The sequence below is a fragment of the Bradyrhizobium sp. BEA-2-5 genome, from assembly GCF_032918025.1.
Classification (GTDB): Bacteria; Pseudomonadota; Alphaproteobacteria; order Rhizobiales; family Xanthobacteraceae; genus Bradyrhizobium; species Bradyrhizobium pachyrhizi.
On the sequence record NZ_CP136629.1, the window covers coordinates 3,866,472 to 3,883,981 of the forward strand.

Below are 17,510 nucleotides of genomic sequence, written 5' to 3' on the forward strand. Positions count from 1 at the left end.
GGTTCGCGTTAAGAAAACGCGTCCCAAAAAGGAGTAATCAGCCGACCAACTTCAATCCGGCGATCCCGGCGACGATCAGGCCGATGCTGGCGAGGCGGAATGCCGTGGCGGGCTCGCCGAACAGGATGATGCCGAGCGTCGCGGTCCCGACCGCACCGATGCCGGTCCAGACCGCATAGGCGGTTCCGATCGGCAGCGTCTTCAGCGCGAGGCCAAGCAGGATCACGCTGCCGGCCATCGCCGCCAGCGTCAGCACCGACGGCACCAGCCGCGAGAAACCTTCGGTATATTTTAGCCCGATCGCCCAGCCGATCTCGAGCAGGCCAGCGGTGAACAGAATGGTCCAAGCCATCACGAACCCTCCAGATAAGGCAGGGTCGTCCCCGCTGACGGTATGGTGAGGAGAAGGTCGTCCTTCCGGTGGCTATATGGGGATGGTGCGGCCGTTCCGCATTGCGACAAAACGCCCTTGATTGCGCCCGTTTTCCCTGCCAAATGCCCCGCCATGTCCGACATTTCAGTTTCAGCCGAATCGCCGGCCCGTTCCCCGCTTGCCGCTGAAGTGGCGCGGCGGCGGACCTTTGCGATCATCTCCCACCCTGACGCCGGCAAGACCACGCTGACCGAGAAGCTGCTGCTGTTCGGCGGCGCCATCAACCTGGCCGGTCAGGTCAAGGCCAAGGGCGAGCGACGCAACACGCGCTCGGACTGGATGAAGATCGAGCGCGAACGCGGCATCTCGGTCGTGACCTCGGTGATGACCTTCGAGTTCGAAGGCCTCGTGTTCAACCTCCTGGACACGCCGGGCCACGAGGACTTTTCGGAAGACACCTATCGCACGCTCACCGCGGTCGATTCCGCCGTGATGGTGATCGACGCCGCCAAGGGCATCGAGGCGCGCACCCGGAAGCTGTTCGAGGTGTGTCGCCTGCGCGACATTCCGATCATTACCTTCATCAACAAGATGGACCGCGAGAGCCGCGACGTTTTCGAGCTGCTCGACGAGATCGAGAAGACGCTGGCGCTCGATACCACGCCGATGACCTGGCCGGTCGGTCGCGGCCGCGACTTCCTCGGCACCTATGACGTCGTCAATGGCGGCGTGCGCCTGCTCGAAGGCGGTGGCGCCAAGACCGGTGCGGCGCAGCAGATCGAGATCGAGGAACTCGCCAAGCTCAACGCCAATCTCGACGTCGCTGCCGTGAAGGACGAGCTCGCGCTGGCCTCGGAAGCCTGCAAGCCGTTCGAGCTCGGGGCGTTCCGCGAAGGTCATCTGACGCCGGTTTATTTCGGCAGCGCGCTGCGCAATTTCGGCGTCGGCGACCTCCTGGAAGGCCTCGGCAAGTTCGCACCCGAGCCGCGCGCGCAGGACAGCGACCAGCGCAAGGTCGAGGCCACCGATCCGCGCATGAGCGCCTTCGTGTTCAAGATCCAGGCCAACATGGATCCGAACCACCGCGACCGCATCGCCTTCGCACGGCTGTGCTCCGGCAAGCTCAGCCGCGGCATGAAGGCGAAGCTGGTGCGCACCGGCAAGAGCATGCCGCTGTCGAGCCCGCAATTCTTCTTCGCCCAGGACCGCTCGGTCGCGGATGAGGCCTTCGCCGGCGACGTCGTCGGCATTCCCAACCACGGCACGCTGCGCATCGGCGATACCCTGACGGAAGGGGAGGATTTCAACTTCGTCGGCGTACCGAGCTTCGCTCCGGAAATCGTCCGCCGCGTCCGTCTCACCGACGCGATGAAGGCGAAGAAGCTGAAGGAAGCGCTGCAGCAGATGTCGGAGGAGGGCGTGGTGCAGGTGTTCCGCCCGCGCGACGGCGCGCCGGCGCTGGTCGGTGTGGTCGGTGCGCTTCAGCTCGACGTGCTGAAGGCGCGGCTCGAGGCGGAATATTCGCTGCCGGTCGAGTTCGAGGTCAGCGAATTTCAGCTGGCGCGCTGGGTCTCCTCGGAGGACCGCAAGAAGCTCGACACCTTCATCGCCGCCAACACCTCCAGCATCGCCGACGACGTCGACGGCGATCCCGTGTATCTCGCCCGGAACGAATTCTATCTCGGCTACACCAGGGAGCGCGCCGAGGGCATCGAGTTCAGCAACGTCAAGGACGTCAAGAAGAAGGGGTAGTGGCGCCGACCATTCACTGTCGTCTGCCGGGCTCGACCGGGGGCCCAGTACGCCGCCGCCTATCGATCGATAACTGCCGTCTCTGGAATACTGGATCGCCCGGTCGAGCCGGGCGATGACAGCGGGGTTGTGGAGCGACGGATAACAGCTACACGCGCAAGGATTTGAACACGGCCCCGCTTGATGCGCTCCGGCTGCGGACCCATTTTCTCCGGAGTGCAATCCGGATCCGCCTGCATGCTCCGACGCGTCGCCATCTGTCTCGCTTTTGCCGTGCCGGCCTTTGCGCTCGCGAGCGCGGCCTCTGCGCAGCAGCGGCAACAAACCAACCCGGCGCCCTTCGCACACACGCCCTGCAGCGTGCTCGACGAAGGGCCTTGCATCCCGTCCTATTGCAGCGTGCTCAATCACGGGCCGTGCTTTCCCGAGATGGATTATCCGTACGGCGAAAATCTCCAGCTCACGATCCTGACCGTGCCACCGCAGGATCAGGCCGAGAAGTATCGCAAGCCGGATCATGATCTCAATACCATCGGCGATCTGTTCGCCGCGCTGCGCGCCTGCTGGGCGCCGCCACCGCCGGACGACGCGCGCGCGGGCATGCAGATGTCGGTGCGTTTCAGCTTCAAACGATCGGGCGAGATGATCGGCGCGCCGCACCTGACGTTTTCGACGCGGGGCATCCCGGCCGACACCCGCACCACCTACCTCAACGCGATCAATGCCTCGCTGGATGCCTGCCTGCCGCTGAAATTCACCGGCGGATTGGGCGGGGCGCTGGCCGGTCGCCCGATCATGATCCGCTATGTCGACAACCGGGAGCTGGCCAAATCGGCCGACAAGCCGTGAAGCTGACGCATTGCCACCCGCCCGGCGAAGGTGATACGCGAAGGCATTAATCGATCAGGGGAGGAACATCGTGGGACTGCTCGTCATGATCCTGGGTCTCGTGCTGTTCCTCGGCGTCCATGTCCTGTCCAGCCTGCGCGAGATGCGCGCCGGCCTGATCAAGGCGATGGGCGAGGGCGTCTACAAGATCGCCTATTCGCTGGCCTCCGCGGCCGGGCTCGTGCTGATCATCTGGGGCTTTGCGCATTATCGCGCGACCGGATGGATCGACGTTTGGACCCCGCCGACCGCGCTCAAGCACATCACGGTGGCCTTGATGCTGCCCGCGGTCATCCTGGTGGTCGCGTCATATCTGCGCGGCCGTATCTATGCGACATTGAAGCACCCGATGCTGGCCGGCATCAAGCTGTGGGCCGCCGCGCACCTGCTCGCCAACGGCGATCTCGGCTCGATCATCCTGTTCGGCTCGTTCCTGGGCTGGGCGGTGTATGACCGTATTTCGCTCAAGCATCGCACCGACGCCGGCGGCCCGCCGATTCCGGTCGGCGGCCCAACCAACGACCTGATCGCGATCGCGGTCGGTGTCATCGTCTATCTGGCGCTGGCGTTTGCGTTCCACCCGGTCGTGATCGGCGTGCCTGTCATGGGAGCCTGACTATGTCTGTTCAATCCGCCATCAAGCGCAAGACCGCGCCCGATCTCCGCGCCCGCAAGAACGGCGAGCCGATCGTGATGCTGACGTCCTATCACGCGCACACCGCGGCGCTGGTCGACCGTCATTGCGATGCCATCCTGGTCGGCGATTCCCTCGGCAACGTCATGCACGGCTTCGAGACCACGGTGCCGGTCACGCTCGACATGATGATCCTGCAAGGCCGCGCGGTGATGCGCGGCTCGCAAGCTGCGCTCGTCGTGGTGGACATGCCGTTCGGCTCCTATGAGGGCTCGAAGGAGCAGGCGTTTCAGTCCGCGGTGCGGATCATGAAGGAGACGCTGTGCGGCGCGGTCAAGCTCGAGGGCGGCGCGCGGATGGCAGAGACGGTGGCGTTCCTGTCCGAGCGCGGCATTCCGGTAATGGGCCATATCGGCCTGACGCCGCAGTCGATCAATACGCTCGGCTCGTTCCGCGCGCAGGGCCGCGAGGAGGAGACCTGGGCGCCGATCGAGAACGACGCCAGGGCGATCGCGGAAGCCGGCGCCTTCTCGATCGTGGTCGAGGCGGTCGCCGAGCCGCTGGCGCGCAAGATCACGCAGTCGATCGCCGTGCCCACCATCGGCATCGGCGCCAGCGCGGCCTGCGACGGCCAGGTGCTGGTGCTGGAGGACATGCTCGGCCTGTCGCCGCGGGCGCCGAAATTCGTGCGCCGCTACGGCAATCTCGGGCCGATGATCGAGGAGGCGATCGCGGGCTATGCGCGCGACGTGAAGAGCCGCGCCTTCCCGGGGCCGGAACACGTCTACGGCATGAAGAAGAGCTGACGGGGCGCGCATGGACTGGTCGCAGCACGCAATTCCGCCGATGCGGCTCGAGCCGCGCTTCGGCGACCGCGTCGTGCCGGCTTTCCCGGAGCGGCCCGGCACCCTGTGGGCGATGATCGCGGACGCCGTTGCGCAGAATGGCGACGGCGAGGCGCTGGTCTGCGGCGCGACGCGCCTGAGCTGGCGCGAGGTCGCGGAGAAATCGGCCAAGGTCGCGGCGGGCTTTGCCAAACTCGGCCTTGGGCGCGGCGACCGTATCGCGATCCTGCTCGGCAACCGCGTCGAGTTTCCCCTGCTGCTGTTTGCCGCCGCGCATGAGGGGCTGGTGACGGTGCTGCTCGGCACGCGCCAACAGAAGCCGGAGATCGCCTATGTGCTGACCGATTGCGGCGCAACGCTTCTGGTCCATGAGGCCACGCTCGCCGACCGCATCCCCGATGCGGCCGACATTCCCGGCCTCAAGCACCGCATCTCCGTCGGCGACGACGGCGCGTCGCAATTCGCCGGTCTCGTCGACAACGCTGCGGCCCAGGCGCCGGCGGAGGTGAGGGAGGAGGACACCGCGATGATCCTCTACACCTCGGGCACCACCGGCAAGCCGAAGGGCGCGATGCTGGCCCATTGCAACATCGTACATTCCTCGATGGTCTTCGTCTCCTGCCTGAAGCTGACCAGGGCCGACCGTTCCATCGCAGCGGTGCCGCTCGGCCATGTCACCGGCGTCGTCGCCAACATCACGACCATGATCCGCTGCGGCGGCGCGCTGATCATCATGCCGGAGTTCAAGGCGGCCGATTACCTCAAGCTCGCCGCGCGCGAGCGCGTCACCTACACGGTGATGGTGCCGGCGATGTACAATCTCTGCCTGCTGCAGCCCGATTTCGACGGCTACGATCTCTCGAGCTGGCGCATCGGCGGCTTCGGCGGCGCGCCGATGCCGGTCGCGACCATCGAGAAGCTCAAAGTGAAGATTCCCGGCCTGAAGCTGATGAATTGCTACGGCGCGACCGAGACGACGTCGCCCTCGACGATCATGCCGGGCGAATTGACGGAGAGCCACATCGACAGCGTCGGCCTGCCGTGCCCCGGTGCCGAGATCATCGTGATGGGCGCTGACGGCCGCGAACTGCCTCACGGCGAGATCGGCGAGCTCTGGATCCAGAGCGCCTCCGTCATCAAGGGCTATTGGAACAATCCGAAGGCGACCGCGGAGAGTTTTACGGCCGGCTTCTGGCATTCTGGCGATCTCGGTTCGATCGACGCGGCAAACTTCGTCCGCGTGTTCGACCGGCAAAAGGACATGATCAACCGTGGCGGCCTGAAGATCTATTCGGCCGAGGTCGAATCCGTGCTGGCGGGGCATCCCGCCGTGGTCGAGAGCGCGATCATTGCCAGGGCGTGCCCGGTGCTGGGCGAGCGCGTCCACGCCGTGATCGTGACCCGCACCGAAGTGAACGCGGAGAGCCTGCGCGCCTGGTGCGCCGAGCGGCTCTCGGACTACAAGGTGCCGGAGACCATGGCGCTGACATCAGAGCCGCTGCCGCGCAACGCCAACGGCAAGGTGATCAAGCGCCAGATCAGGGAGAGCCTGTCGGAAATGGGGGCTTAGCGTTCTGCACCTCCCCCGCAAGCGGGAGAGGGAGGCCACGCAGTCCGGTTGCGGCCCGCTGCAAACGTCCCCCGTTAACGCTTTGATCCGCCTCGCTTTGCCTTGCCTCCGCCACACCATTAGGGTAACGCCGCCGCGATGTGGGGATCGGGTAGGGCTGGGCCCCACCGATAGCAGCGGTCCCGAGGGGATGGGATAGCCTTAAGTGTCTGAATTATTTAACGAAGTCGACGAGGAAGTACGTCGCGAACAGCTCAAGAAGCTGTGGGACAAGTATTCGATTGTCTTCATCGCCCTGATGGTGCTGGTCGTGGCCGCCGTCGGTGGCTGGCGCGGCTACCAATATCTGGAGGCCAGGAAGGCCGCCGAGGCCGGCGCCGCCTTCGAGAAGGCCGTCGAACTGTCCGAGCAGGACAAGCACGCCGACGCGGAGGCTGCGTTCGCCGCTCTCATCACCAAGGCACCGTCCGGCTATCGCAACCTGGCGCGGTTGCGCATGGCCGCCGAGGTCGCGACCCGCGATCAGCCGGCTGCCGCGAAGCTCTATGACGAGATCGCAGCCGACCGCAGTGTCGGCGGTCCCGAGCAGGACCTGGCGCGGATCCGCGCCGCGCAGCTCGCGATGGAAACCACCACCTATCCGAACATGCTGCAGCGGCTCGAGGCCACGGCAACGGCGAAGGACTCGACGTTCCGCCATTCCGCGCGCGAGCTGCTGGCGCTGTCGGCCTGGCGCGCCAACGATGCCACCGCCGCGCGGCAGTGGCTCGACCAGATTGCCAATGACGGCGAGACGCCGCCGAGCCTGCGCTCGCGTGCCGAAGCGCTGCAGGCCTTGTTGCCGCCGGTCGCGAAAAGCTGACTTGGCGCGAAACCCGAGTTTGAGAGATCGACCATGCGCCGCTCGCAACGCCTGATCGCAGCCGCAGTTCTGACAGCGCTTTGCAGCGTGCTGGCGGGTTGCGGCGGTGGCGGCATGTCCAATTTCGATCCAAGCGACATGCTCGACTTCCTCGACACCAAGAAGAAGCTGCCGGGCGACCGCAAGCCGGTCTTCCCGGAGGGCGTGCCGGGCCTCGAGCAGGGCGTGCCGAGGGAGCTGTACAAGGGCGCGCAGCAGCAGCAGCTCGACCAGCAGAACGCCGCGGCGGCCGCTGCCGCCCAGCCGGCTCCACCGCCGGAGCCGCCGAAGGGTGCCAAGAAGCAGGCCAAGGGCAGGGCAGCGCCGGCCGCAGATCAGGCGGCTGCTCCCGATGCCGCTGCCGAGGAGGGAGCGCCCGCCGCGCTGCCGCCGGAGCCGAAGCCGAAGAAGATCGTCCGCCGCCGCACCACCGCGCCACCCGCCGACGATCAGCAGGCGCAGCCTGCGGCGCCGGCTCAGCAGACCCAGACCACGCAACAATCCGGCGGCGCCTTCCCCGCACCGCTACCGAGCGGCGGATTTTCACGCTAATTGCGAGCGGGATTCCACCTCGCCCCGCTTGCGGGGAGAGGTCGGAATTCAAGCGCAGCTTGAATTCCGGGTGAGGGGGAGTTTCAACCCTCTCCCCGTAAGAGCGGGGAAAGGGGAAGATGCTCCATCATTTGCTTCGACCGCCCCCCATTCCTGCTGTAGTTCTTTCCAGCACCTTGACCCGCGGACAACAGACCGCGCCTGGATGATCGATGTCCTTCACAATCGCCATCATCGGCCGGCCCAATGTCGGCAAATCGACGCTGTTCAACCGCCTGGTTGGACAGAAGCTCGCGCTGGTCGATGACGAGCCCGGCGTGACGCGTGACCGTCGCGAGGGTCAGGCGAAGCTCTACGATCTCGACTTCACCATCATCGATACCGCCGGCCTCGACGAGGGCGCCAGGGGCTCGCTGACCGCGCGCATGCAGGAGCAGACCGAAACCGCGATCGCGCAAGCCGACGCGCTGTTCTTCGTCGTCGATGCCCGCATTGGCCTCACGCCCACCGATCGCGCCTTCGCCGATTTCGCCCGCAAGGCCAACAAGCCGGTGCTGCTGATCGCCAACAAGAGCGAGGGCAAGCATGGCGATGCCGGCGCGATGGAGGCCTTTGCGCTCGGCCTCGGCGATCCCATCCAGATCTCGGCCGAGCATGGCGAGGGCATGGGCGAGCTCTATGACGCGCTGAGCGCGTTGGTGCCGGAGACACCGGAGGAAGACGACGAGGTCGAGGACGATGAGGACATCTCGGAGGAGGAGGCCGCGACGCGTCCGATCCGGGTCGCCATCGTCGGTCGACCCAATGCCGGCAAGTCGACGCTGATCAATCATCTGCTCGGCGAGGAGCGTCTGCTGACGAGCCCGGAGGCCGGCACCACGCGCGATTCCATCGCGGTCGAGATCAACTGGAAGGGCCGCGATTTTCGCGTCTTCGACACCGCAGGCCTGCGCCGGCGCTCGCGGATCGAGGAGAAGCTGGAGAAGCTCTCGGTCGCCGATGCGCTGCGCGCGGTGCGCTTTGCCGAAGTCGTCGTGCTGATGATGGATTCGCAGAACCGCTTCGAGGAGCAGGATCTGCGCATCGCGGATCTCATTGAGCGCGAGGGCCGCGCCGTCGTGCTCGCCGTGAACAAATGGGACCTCGTCGAGCGCAAGCCCAACCAGATCTCGCAGCTGCGCACCGATGCCGATCATTGGCTGCCGCAGCTCAAGGGCGTGCCGATCGTCGCCGTCTCAGGCCTGATGGGCGAGGGCATCGACCGACTGATGCAGGCGATCCAGGACGCCTACGCGATCTGGAACAAGCGCGTGCCCACCTCTGCGCTCAATCGCTGGTTCGAGCAGGCGGTCCAGGCCAATCCGCCGCCGGCGGTGTCCGGCCGCAGGCTGAAGCTGAACTACATCACGCAGAACAAGGCGCGCCCGCCGAGCTTCGTGCTGTTCTGCTCGCGTGCGGACGCCGTGCCGCAATCTTACTTGCGCTATCTGACCAACTCCATGCGCGAGACCTTCGAACTGCCGGGCACGCCGGTGCGCATCACCCTGCGCGAGAAGGCCAATCCTTTCGCACACAAGCGCAAGCGGCCGTCATGAGCGAAGAGGTCAAGCAAAGCGTTTTCGAGCGAAGTGGGTACCGCTTCGCGTGAAGAAAGCGCGTCAAAATGAGAATCCCAAGCCTGCGGCTGTTCCGCAGGCGCGCAGCGGCGCGGTGATCTTCATCTTCATCACCCTGCTGCTCGACATGCTCGCGCTCGGGATCATCATCCCGATCCTGCCGAAGCTGATCGAAGGCTTCGTCAACAACGACACCGCGAATGCGGCGCGCATCTTCGGCGTGTTCGGCTCGATCTGGGCCTTGATGCAGTTCGTCTGCTCGCCGATCCTCGGCGCGCTGTCCGATCGCTTCGGCCGCCGACCGGTGGTGCTGCTGTCGAATTTCGGTCTCGCCGCCGACTATGTGCTGATGGCGCTGGCGCCGAACCTGATCTGGCTGTTCATCGGGCGGGCGATCTCGGGCATCACCTCGTCGAGCATCTCGACCGTGTTCGCCTATATCGCCGACGTCACCGCGCCGGAGCAGCGCGCGGCGATGTTCGGCAAGATCGGCGTCGCCTTCGGCGCCGGCTTCATCCTCGGACCGGCGCTCGGCGGCCTGCTCGGCGAGATCGATCCGCGGCTGTCGTTCTGGGCCGCGGCGGGTTTGAGCTTCGTCAACGGGCTGTATGGCCTGTTCATCCTGCCGGAATCGCTGCCCGTGGAGCGGCGGGCGCCGTTCAAATGGAAGAGCGCCAATCCGATCGGCGCGCTGCATTTCCTGCGCTCGAACCGGACGCTCGCCGGTCTGTCGCTGGCGACGTTCTTCGGCCAGCTCGCGCATGTCGTGCTGCCCTCGGTGTTCGTGCTCTACGCCACCTATCGCTATGGCTGGGACACCGGCACCGTCGGCGCGACGCTGGCGCTGGTCGGCCTCTGCGGCATGATCGTGCAGGGCGCGGCGATCGGGCCGATAGGGCAGCGCCTCGGCGAGCGCAACGCGCTGTTCCTCGGCCTCGTCTGCGGCGCCTTGGGTTTCGTGATTTTCGGCGCCGCGCCGACCGGCCAGCTGTTCTGGATCGGCATTCCCGTGATGGCGCTGTGGGGCCTCTCGGGCGCCGCGACCCAGGCGCTGACGACACAGCTCGTCGCCGCCGACCAGCAGGGCCAGTTGCAGGGCGCGACATCAAGCGTGCAGAGCATGTCGGAATTGATCGGCCCGTTCCTGTTCACGCTGACGTTTGCGTATTTCATCGGCGACAACGTGCCGGTGAAGATGCCCGGCGCGCCGTTCTATCTGGCCGGCGCGCTGCTGTTGCTCGCGCTCGCCATCGCCTGGCGCGCGACGGCGGCGAAGCAAGCCTAGGGCGTGCAAAGCCGCCAACGGATCCACCATGAGACGCGCTATTCCGTCGCCGGCACCGAATGGTGTTCGTGCATGACGCGCCACTGGCCGTCGACCTTGCGCAATCCGATCGTCAGCCTGAACTGGAACGTGGCATCAGGCGGCCCGCACCGCATCACCGCGACCGCGAAGGCCACATCGTCGCCGGCCGTGATCGCGATCTCCTCGATATCGAAGGCGTAGGAGGGGCGGTGATATCTGAAGAACAGATCCCATGTCTTGCCGTATTCGTCCAATCCGCGTGACTGCAATGGCGGCGGAACGTCGAACATCACGATGTCCGGATCATGATGGGCGAAAATGCCCGGATAGTCCTGCCTGCGGACGGCGTCCGTCCAGGCGTCGATGAGCGTCCTGATTTGGGTTTCCGCCGTCTGTTTCTGCTGTGTCATCGCTCGCGTGCTCCGAATGCTGGCCGATCGCTGCTTCGAGGACGAATGCGAGCGCGCCGATCCGACACGCTGATGCGTCCGGCCGCACCGGGCGGATTGCGTCATATTGTCTATTTACAAACCATCCGGTTGGTTTATATAGAGCTGATACCGGATGAAGACGCGCCTCGCTCCGGGGTGCGCTGCCAGGAGCAGCATGGTGACCGACGAGGCCGTTGATATCTGCGATGAATTGACCCGCTTCAGCGCCACGCAGGCGGCGCTGCTGACGTCGCGCGGCCTTGTCTATCTGACCGACCTGAAACTCGATGGCGGCAGGCACGGGACGATTGTCGCCGCCAGTTATGGCGACGCGCAGGCCATCGCCCGCGCGCGCGGTCGAGGGGAAAGGGTCGTCGGCCGAATGGCCTACGGTTTCCTTCATGGTCTGCTGCAGAAGGTTCGCTTGTGCGCGTGAGCGATCGGATAGCTCGATGACCGATTCCCGAGATTGATGCGTCTTCCGAGGGCGACACCGCCATTCCGGGGACGCCGTTCGCGCTGCCTCGCAGCGCTTGAGATTGACCGATGCCGCTGAGATACTGTGATCTCAAGCGACTCCTTCCTGAGTACACCATGGATAATCCTTCCCGCTCGGAACGCTCCCGCAACGCCGCACTTGACGCCGCGATCACCATCGTGACGCGCGATGGTCCGGGGCGCCTGACGCTGGACGCGATTGCGCGCGAGAGCGGTCTCAGCAAGGGCGGCGTGATGCATCAGTTCCGCACCAAGGAAGCGGTGCTGCGCGCCTTGCTCGAGCAGCAGATGGCGCATTTCGAGGAATTCTCGAACCGCTACATCGAAAAGGTACGCGGGACCACGGACCAGCCGGAACTGTCGGCGCAGATCGCGACGCTGCGGGAGGCGATCTCAACGCCGCGGGCAGGGGCGTTCGCACTGCTGGCGGCGATGAACGAGAACCCCGAATTGATGGCGATGCCGCGCGATGTCGACATCAAGAAGGTCGCGCTGATGAAGGCCGAGGCGAGGGATCCCGATCTCGCGCTGCTGCGCTGGGCCGCGGCGCGGGGGCTGCTGTTGAGTTCGTTGTTCGGCATGTTGTCGCTGACCGAGGCGGAGCGCGATCGCCTGTTCGAGCGCTTGCTCGACGACAGCAAGTGGACCGCGATGGAGCAGGGCGCGACGGAGGCAGCAAAGCCAGCCAAGACGACGGCTGTGCGCACGGCATCTTCGCCTCCGGCCGGTGCGCGCGCGGAAAAGCTCGCATCGGTTCGCAAGCGCAGCTGAATTCCGGCGCTGCCGAAAGCACAACGCCGCCCAAGCGGAATATGGATCGCTTGGCGGCGTTGGATCGGCACCGGGCCCCTGAAATCCCCCGGCGATTTCTGCCGTACCACACGAGATGTCGCGGGTTTGTGACAACGCGCGGCCGCCATTCGCGAAGCGGCCTCGCCAGTTAACACGACATGTCGACCGCCGCATTTTTCCGGCGCGCTTCTTGCGATTGCAACTTTACAAACCAACTGGTCGGTTTTATAGTTGATCGCACTGAGGCAAGATCTGGCGGCGCCGCGACGGCGAGCCAGGTCGGCAGTGACGGCCGCAGCCGTACTTTCAGCCCCGGACGCGGCTGCGGCCGAGCTGCTCTCCCGCTTTAGGGTCGGATGAGGAGATTGGAATGGAGAGCTCGATCGCCGCGCGCGGTCTGGGAGCGATGGCGCTTTGCGTCCTCGCGGGAGGATGTGCCGCCGTCACGCCGGTGGCCTATTCGGAGGTGGCATCGTCGGCCTACATGACGCCGGACACGTCCGATTCTTCGGGACGTGTGCCGTATCGCTATGCGCCGCCGGTCGACTGGCGAAGCTACAACAAAGTGATGATCGATCCGGTCGTGATCTATCGCGGCGCGGATCATCAGTTCGGCGACATGTCCGAGAGGGACAAGCAGACGCTCGCCGCCTACATGCAGACCCGCTTCGCCGACAAGCTGCGCGGCCGCTTCACGCTGGTGAACACGCGCGGGCCGAACACGTTCCGCCTGCGGCTGACGCTGACCGGCGCGGTCGCCAACACGCCGGTGCTCGGCACGCTGTCGCGTTTCGATCTGGCGGGCGCGGTCTATAACGGCGTGCAGGCCGCGCGCGACGGCGAGGGTACGATGACCGGCTCGGTGATCTATGCCGTCGAGATGTTCGACAGCTCGACCTCGCGCCTGCTCGGCGCCTATGTCAGCAGGCAGTATCCCAACGCCTACGACATCAAGGCCAGCGTCGGCGATCTCGCCGCGGCCACCGCCGGCATCGACAAGGGTGCCGATGCCTTCATGGCGCAATTGAAGTGAGGCGCGCCGCGCGCGTCCGCAAACCATCCCGACACTGAAAGGTCCTTTACCATGAACTTTCTGGTTCGCATGTTCCTGCGCAGCCTCGTCGCTGCCTTGCTGATGAGCTCGACCGGCCGCGCCGAGACGATCGCCCCGGTCGATCCCAGCGGCACCTGGCTGACCGAAGACGGCCGCGCACGCATCCGTCTCGAGCGCTGCGGCACCGCGCGTGACCGCGTCTGCGGCTTCATCGTGTGGATGAAGGATCCGCTCGATTCACACGACCAGCCGTTCCGCGATAGCTTCAATCCCGATCCCGACAAGCGGACGCGTGCGCTGCTCGGCCATCAGCTGATCCTCGGATTGAAGTTGACGCCGGAGGGCAGGTTCGACGGCGACATCTACAACGCCGAGGACGGCAAGTCCTATGCGGTCTCGCTGTGGCGCGACAAATCCGACCGGCTGAAGCTCAAGGGATGTCTGCTCAAGCTGCTGTGCCAGACCCAGACCTGGACGCAGACGCTGGACGTGCAGCCGGGCCAGCTCGTCGGCCTGACCGGCGACGTCGGCGGCCCGCGCGCCGACAGGGAATGGGCATCGTTGCCGCCGCCCGTCAAGGCGAAGTCGGCGGCGAAATAAGAAGGTGCAAAAAGTCATTCCGGGGCGATGCGCAGCGTCGAACCCGGAATCTCGAGATCCTCAGATGCGCAAATTGCGCATCTGAGGTTCGCGCGTTGCGCGCCCCGGAATGACCGCTACGCGGTCACTTCTTCACCAGCGGGCAGTCGCTGTCCTTGAGCGGCTTGGCCGCGTCCTCAGGCGCGATGGTGGCGACCAGCTTGTAATAGTCCCAGGGATACTTGGACTCCTCGGGCTTCTTCAGCTCGAACAGATAGGCCGGGATGAGGCGGCGGCCGTCGGCGCGCAGGGGTCCCTTGCCGAACAGCGGATCGTCGGTCGGCAGCTCCTTCATCTTGGCGACGACCTTGGCGCCGTCATGCGGATTGCTGCCGAGCGCGTCCATCGCCTTCAGGTAATGCAGCACCATCGCGTAGTTACCGGCCTGGGTCATCGACGGCATCGCGTTCTTGCTGGCGAGGGCGGCGAAGCGCTTCGACCATTCGCGCGTCTGGTCGTTGAGGTCCCAATAGAAGGACTCGGTGAACGTCAGGCCCTGCGCGGTCTTCAAGCCGAGCGAATGCACGTCGTTGATGAACAGCAGCAGGGCGGCGAGCTTCTGACCGCCCTGGACGATGCCGAATTCGGCGGCCTGCTTGATCGCGTTGGTGGTGTCGCCGCCCGCATTGGCGAGGCCGACCACCTTGGCCTTGGACGATTGTGCCTGCAGCAGGAACGAGGAGAAATCGGCGGTGTTGATCGGATGCTTGACGCTTCCGAGCACCTTGCCGCCATTGGCGGTGACGACGGCGGAGGCGTCGCGCTCCAGCGAGTGGCCGAAGGCATAGTCGGCGGTGAGGAAGAACCAGCTATCGCCGCCCGCCTTGGTCAGCGCCTTGCCGGTGCCGTTGGCGAGCATGTAGGTATCGTAAGTGAACGAGACGGTGTTGGGCGTGCAGGCCTTACCGGTGAGGTCGGCGGTGGCCGCGCCCGAATTGAGCAGCACCGCGTTCTTTTCCTTGACGAGGTTGCTCACCGCGAGCGCAACGCCGGAGCTCGGCGTGTCCGCGATGGCGTCGACCTTGTCGGCATCGATCCATTGCCGGGCAATGTTGACGCCGATGTCGGGCTTGTTCTGGTGGTCGCCGGAGAGGACCTCGATGGTCCAGCCCTTTTTGAGCAGGCCGGAATCCTCGACGGCCATCTTGATCGCGACGACCGAATTCGGGCCGCCGATGTCGGCGTACAGGCTCGACATGTCGTTGAGCACGCCGATCTTGACGGTCTTGTCCTGGGCGAACGCAGAAGTTGAAAGGCTGAGTGCGGCGCAAGCAAGAAGCGCGGCGCAGCGCCGCGCAAACGTCGTTGTCATGAAATTCCCTCCGCTGTCTAAAGCCCGGACAGCCCTCTTGCGGAGCCTTTTTGCCGGTCGCTCAGGTTCCCGCTTACCCTTTCCCGGGGGACGCGGCAATCCGCCTAAAGCCGGGTGGGCCTGCGTCGAAGCGTCATCCGGTGAAATCCTTACTTGAGCGCGTCCGATGTCAGCCTGAATTTCCGAATGCGCTTTCCGGTGTCGACCTCGGCGGTATAGACGTTACCCCTGGCGTCGACCGCGAGCGCGTGCACCCAGTGGAATTGCCCGGCGTTGCGGCCGTTGCGGCCGAAGCTGCCGACCACCGCGCCGTCGTCACGCCTGATGATGCGGATCTCGTTGTTCTCGCCGTCGGCGGAGAGCAGGTAGGTCTGCTTGGGATCGGGCCACAGCGCGATATCCCACACCGCGCCGTTGCCGAGCGTGCTCTTCTCGAAGAAGAACTCCTTCACGAAGCTGCCGTCCTTCCTGAACACCTGGATGCGGTTGTTGATGCGGTCGCAGACATAGACCAGTCCGTCATTGGCGATCTTCACGCAGTGCACGGGATTACCGAACTGCTGCGCGACCTGCGCCTTCGGATCGTAGGGCGGCTGCTTGGCGTCGTCGGGCTTGTTGCCATAGGCGCCCCAATGCCGCTTGTAGGCGCCGGTGGTGGCATCGAACACGATGACGCGCCGATTGCCGTAACCGTCGGCGACGTAGATCTCGTTGGCCTCCTTGTCGATCGCGGTCTCGGCGGGCTTGCCGAGCTGGGTGGTGTTGTTGCTGCCCTTGCTCGGTGCGATCGAGCCGATCTGCGAGACGAACTTGCCGTCGAGGGTGAACTTGAGGATCGCATTGTCATTGTCGGCGTTGCCGCCGATCCAGACGAAGCCGCGCTCGTCGACCTCGATGCCGTGCTCGCGGCCAACCCACTCGTAGCCGTCACCCGGACCGCCCCAGGACCGCAGCAGATTGCCGTCAGCGTCGAATTCGAGCACCGGCGGCGCCGAGATGCAGCATTTCGAGCGCGGCGGATTGAGGCTCGCGCCCTTCTCGTCGTCGGTCAGCGAGCGCGGCCGGTGAATCATCCAGATGTGGCCCTGCCAATCCACCGTGATGCCGCCGACCTGGCCGAGGATCCAGTTGTTCGGCAGCGGCTTTGGCCATGATGCATCCACGGTGAAGGTCGGGATGTCGCCGGCTTTCGCGGGGGTTGGTGTAGCGAAGAGGGCTGATGATGCGATGCAGGCGGAGAGAAACAATCCGGACAGAATGGAGCGCGCGCGATTGAACGTCGGCGTCATTGGTTGCCTCCCGAGATTTTTCTTGGCGGTGGTCCCGCTGGGAGCGTAGTCAATCGTGGGGCGGGGAGGGTGTCAATCACCCAGCCGCCATTGCGCGGCGGTTGCGTAGCCGGATGGAGCGAAGCGAAGTCCGGGAAAAGTCTCTCCGCGGAGAAGCCGTCCCGGATTACGCTTCGCTCCATCCGGGCTACGGGCCTTCATTTGTCGGGCGCGAAGCGACCTACACCGGCGGCTGGAAGGTTCGCAGCGTGCGCGCCTTGTAGTCGTAGAACTTGCCGGTCTCGGTCCAGTCAGGCGCGCACATCGGCACGATGAATTCGGCGGCCATGTCGGGCGTATCCAGCGTCATCGGGTCTTCGCCGGGAAACACCTGCGCCCGCATCCGGGTGCGGATCGGACCGGGGCTGAACAGGTTGACGCGCAGCGCCGTGTTGGCGGTCTCGTTGGCCCAGGAGCGCACCAGTGCCTCCAGCGCGGCCTTCGAGGCCGCATAGGGGCCGAGATAGGCGTTGGCCTTGTGGGCGACGCCCGACGTCACGAACACCGCGCGGCCGGCGTCGGACTGGCGCAGCAGCGGGTCCATGCAGCGGATCAGCTGGAAATTGGCGGTGACGTTGATCGCGAACACGTCGTTCCATGGCTTCAGCTCGATATGGCCGAGCGGCGACGACGGCCCTGCGGTGCCGGCATTGCCGACGAGAATGTCGAGCTTGCCGTAGCGTTCGTGCAGGCCGGCGCCCAGCCGCGCGATGCCGTCGGAGTCGGTGAGGTTGAGCGGCACCAGGGTGGCGCTGCCGCCGTCCTTGCGGATTTCGTCGTCGAGCTCCTCCAGCCCGCCCTGCGTGCGCGCCACCGCAACGATATGCGCGCCGGCCTTGGCCAGCGCCTTGGCCGCGGCGAAGCCGATGCCGCGCGAGGCGCCGGTGACGAGAGCGATGCGGGAGGTGAGGGGTGTTTGCATGAGCCGATCTCTTCGTCGTGCCCGGCCTTGTGCCGGGCATCCACGTCTTCGCGGCGGGTATTACAGACGTCGATGGCCGGGACAAGCCCGGCCATGA

Annotated in this window: 18 protein-coding genes; 13 read left to right on the forward strand and 5 right to left on the reverse strand. The window is 65.4% G+C overall.

Going from position 1 to position 17,510, the window contains the following annotated elements; translation table 11 throughout:
• Positions 1-37: 37 nt before the first annotated feature.
• Positions 38-352, reverse strand: a complete 315-nt coding sequence (gene sugE / locus RX327_RS17895; protein ID WP_317250997.1) for a quaternary ammonium compound efflux SMR transporter SugE — start codon at positions 350-352, stop codon at positions 38-40.
• 153 nt (positions 353-505) lie between these two features.
• Here sugE and RX327_RS17900 point away from each other — a divergent pair, with 153 nt between their 5' ends.
• The 9 genes from RX327_RS17900 to RX327_RS17940 all read left to right on the forward strand — a co-directional run bounded on the left by RX327_RS17900 (position 506) and on the right by RX327_RS17940 (position 10,416).
• Positions 506-2,125: a peptide chain release factor 3 gene (locus RX327_RS17900; RefSeq protein WP_317250998.1), complete on the forward strand. Its 1,620-nt coding sequence runs from the start codon at positions 506-508 to the stop codon at positions 2,123-2,125.
• A 237-nt stretch (positions 2,126-2,362) separates the two neighbouring features.
• Positions 2,363-2,974 (forward strand): hypothetical protein, encoded by a 612-nt coding sequence (locus RX327_RS17905; RefSeq protein WP_028335131.1) that lies wholly within the window; start codon positions 2,363-2,365, stop codon positions 2,972-2,974.
• Between the two features lie 70 nt (positions 2,975-3,044).
• Positions 3,045-3,629: an NnrU family protein gene (locus RX327_RS17910; RefSeq protein ID WP_317250999.1), complete on the forward strand. Its 585-nt coding sequence runs from the start codon at positions 3,045-3,047 to the stop codon at positions 3,627-3,629.
• Between the two features lie 2 nt (positions 3,630-3,631).
• On the forward strand, positions 3,632-4,453 hold the full coding sequence (panB, locus tag RX327_RS17915) for a 3-methyl-2-oxobutanoate hydroxymethyltransferase (RefSeq protein ID WP_016839889.1): 822 nt from the start codon (positions 3,632-3,634) through the stop codon (positions 4,451-4,453).
• A 10-nt stretch (positions 4,454-4,463) separates the two neighbouring features.
• Positions 4,464-6,062: a class I adenylate-forming enzyme family protein gene (locus tag RX327_RS17920; RefSeq protein ID WP_317251000.1), complete on the forward strand. Its 1,599-nt coding sequence runs from the start codon at positions 4,464-4,466 to the stop codon at positions 6,060-6,062.
• A 205-nt stretch (positions 6,063-6,267) separates the two neighbouring features.
• The gene (locus tag RX327_RS17925) at positions 6,268-6,924 is read left to right on the forward strand and encodes a tetratricopeptide repeat protein (protein ID WP_317251001.1); all 657 of its coding nucleotides are present in this window, start codon (positions 6,268-6,270) and stop codon (positions 6,922-6,924) included.
• A gap of 33 nt (positions 6,925-6,957) precedes the next feature.
• Positions 6,958-7,515 carry a hypothetical protein gene (locus RX327_RS17930; protein ID WP_317251002.1) on the forward strand — a complete coding sequence of 186 codons (558 nt, stop codon included), beginning with the start codon at positions 6,958-6,960 and terminating at the stop codon, positions 7,513-7,515.
• A 212-nt stretch (positions 7,516-7,727) separates the two neighbouring features.
• Positions 7,728-9,110: a ribosome biogenesis GTPase Der gene (der, locus tag RX327_RS17935; RefSeq protein WP_317251003.1), complete on the forward strand. Its 1,383-nt coding sequence runs from the start codon at positions 7,728-7,730 to the stop codon at positions 9,108-9,110.
• 49 nt (positions 9,111-9,159) lie between these two features.
• Positions 9,160-10,416, forward strand: a complete 1,257-nt coding sequence (locus RX327_RS17940; RefSeq protein WP_317251004.1) for an MFS transporter — start codon at positions 9,160-9,162, stop codon at positions 10,414-10,416.
• Between the two features lie 38 nt (positions 10,417-10,454).
• Here RX327_RS17940 and RX327_RS17945 read toward each other — a convergent pair whose 3' ends face one another.
• Positions 10,455-10,847: a nuclear transport factor 2 family protein gene (locus tag RX327_RS17945; protein ID WP_050386659.1), complete on the reverse strand. Its 393-nt coding sequence runs from the start codon at positions 10,845-10,847 to the stop codon at positions 10,455-10,457.
• 199 nt (positions 10,848-11,046) lie between these two features.
• Here RX327_RS17945 and RX327_RS17950 point away from each other — a divergent pair, with 199 nt between their 5' ends.
• The 4 genes from RX327_RS17950 to RX327_RS17965 all read left to right on the forward strand — a co-directional run bounded on the left by RX327_RS17950 (position 11,047) and on the right by RX327_RS17965 (position 13,812).
• Complete coding sequence (locus RX327_RS17950) at positions 11,047-11,304, forward strand: hypothetical protein (protein WP_317251005.1); 258 nt, start codon at positions 11,047-11,049, stop codon at positions 11,302-11,304.
• Between the two features lie 158 nt (positions 11,305-11,462).
• Positions 11,463-12,137: a TetR/AcrR family transcriptional regulator gene (locus tag RX327_RS17955; RefSeq protein ID WP_028335140.1), complete on the forward strand. Its 675-nt coding sequence runs from the start codon at positions 11,463-11,465 to the stop codon at positions 12,135-12,137.
• Positions 12,138-12,528: 391 nt separating this feature from the next.
• Positions 12,529-13,191, forward strand: a complete 663-nt coding sequence (locus tag RX327_RS17960) for a DUF3313 domain-containing protein (protein WP_050386657.1) — start codon at positions 12,529-12,531, stop codon at positions 13,189-13,191.
• Positions 13,192-13,242: 51 nt separating this feature from the next.
• Positions 13,243-13,812: a DUF2147 domain-containing protein gene (locus RX327_RS17965; protein ID WP_028335142.1), complete on the forward strand. Its 570-nt coding sequence runs from the start codon at positions 13,243-13,245 to the stop codon at positions 13,810-13,812.
• Between the two features lie 124 nt (positions 13,813-13,936).
• Here RX327_RS17965 and RX327_RS17970 read toward each other — a convergent pair whose 3' ends face one another.
• From RX327_RS17970 to RX327_RS17980, 3 genes are all read right to left on the reverse strand, one after another.
• Entirely contained in the window at positions 13,937-15,163 is a 1,227-nt protein-coding gene (locus RX327_RS17970) for an ABC transporter substrate-binding protein (RefSeq protein ID WP_317251006.1), read from the reverse strand.
• A 149-nt stretch (positions 15,164-15,312) separates the two neighbouring features.
• The gene (locus tag RX327_RS17975; protein WP_317251007.1) at positions 15,313-16,452 is read right to left on the reverse strand and encodes a hypothetical protein; all 1,140 of its coding nucleotides are present in this window, start codon (positions 16,450-16,452) and stop codon (positions 15,313-15,315) included.
• A gap of 220 nt (positions 16,453-16,672) precedes the next feature.
• Positions 16,673-17,413 (reverse strand): SDR family NAD(P)-dependent oxidoreductase, encoded by a 741-nt coding sequence (locus RX327_RS17980; RefSeq protein WP_317251008.1) that lies wholly within the window; start codon positions 17,411-17,413, stop codon positions 16,673-16,675.
• Positions 17,414-17,510: the final 97 nt, after the last annotated feature.

Coding starts and splice junctions, on each gene's coding strand:
- der (WP_317251003.1), top strand. CDS start 7,728: ATGTCCTTCACAATCGCCATCATCGGCCGGCCCAATGTCGGCAAATCG.
- RX327_RS17900 (WP_317250998.1), top strand. CDS start 506: ATGTCCGACATTTCAGTTTCAGCCGAATCGCCGGCCCGTTCCCCGCTT.
- RX327_RS17975 (WP_317251007.1), bottom strand. CDS start 16,452: ATGACGCCGACGTTCAATCGCGCGCGCTCCATTCTGTCCGGATTGTTT.
- RX327_RS17930 (WP_317251002.1), top strand. CDS start 6,958: ATGCGCCGCTCGCAACGCCTGATCGCAGCCGCAGTTCTGACAGCGCTT.
- RX327_RS17905 (WP_028335131.1), top strand. CDS start 2,363: ATGCTCCGACGCGTCGCCATCTGTCTCGCTTTTGCCGTGCCGGCCTTT.
- RX327_RS17920 (WP_317251000.1), top strand. CDS start 4,464: ATGGACTGGTCGCAGCACGCAATTCCGCCGATGCGGCTCGAGCCGCGC.
- RX327_RS17945 (WP_050386659.1), bottom strand. CDS start 10,847: ATGACACAGCAGAAACAGACGGCGGAAACCCAAATCAGGACGCTCATC.
- panB (WP_016839889.1), top strand. CDS start 3,632: ATGTCTGTTCAATCCGCCATCAAGCGCAAGACCGCGCCCGATCTCCGC.
- RX327_RS17955 (WP_028335140.1), top strand. CDS start 11,463: ATGGATAATCCTTCCCGCTCGGAACGCTCCCGCAACGCCGCACTTGAC.
- RX327_RS17980 (WP_317251008.1), bottom strand. CDS start 17,413: ATGCAAACACCCCTCACCTCCCGCATCGCTCTCGTCACCGGCGCCTCG.
- RX327_RS17970 (WP_317251006.1), bottom strand. CDS start 15,163: ATGACAACGACGTTTGCGCGGCGCTGCGCCGCGCTTCTTGCTTGCGCC.
- sugE (WP_317250997.1), bottom strand. CDS start 352: ATGGCTTGGACCATTCTGTTCACCGCTGGCCTGCTCGAGATCGGCTGG.
- RX327_RS17965 (WP_028335142.1), top strand. CDS start 13,243: ATGAACTTTCTGGTTCGCATGTTCCTGCGCAGCCTCGTCGCTGCCTTG.
- RX327_RS17960 (WP_050386657.1), top strand. CDS start 12,529: ATGGAGAGCTCGATCGCCGCGCGCGGTCTGGGAGCGATGGCGCTTTGC.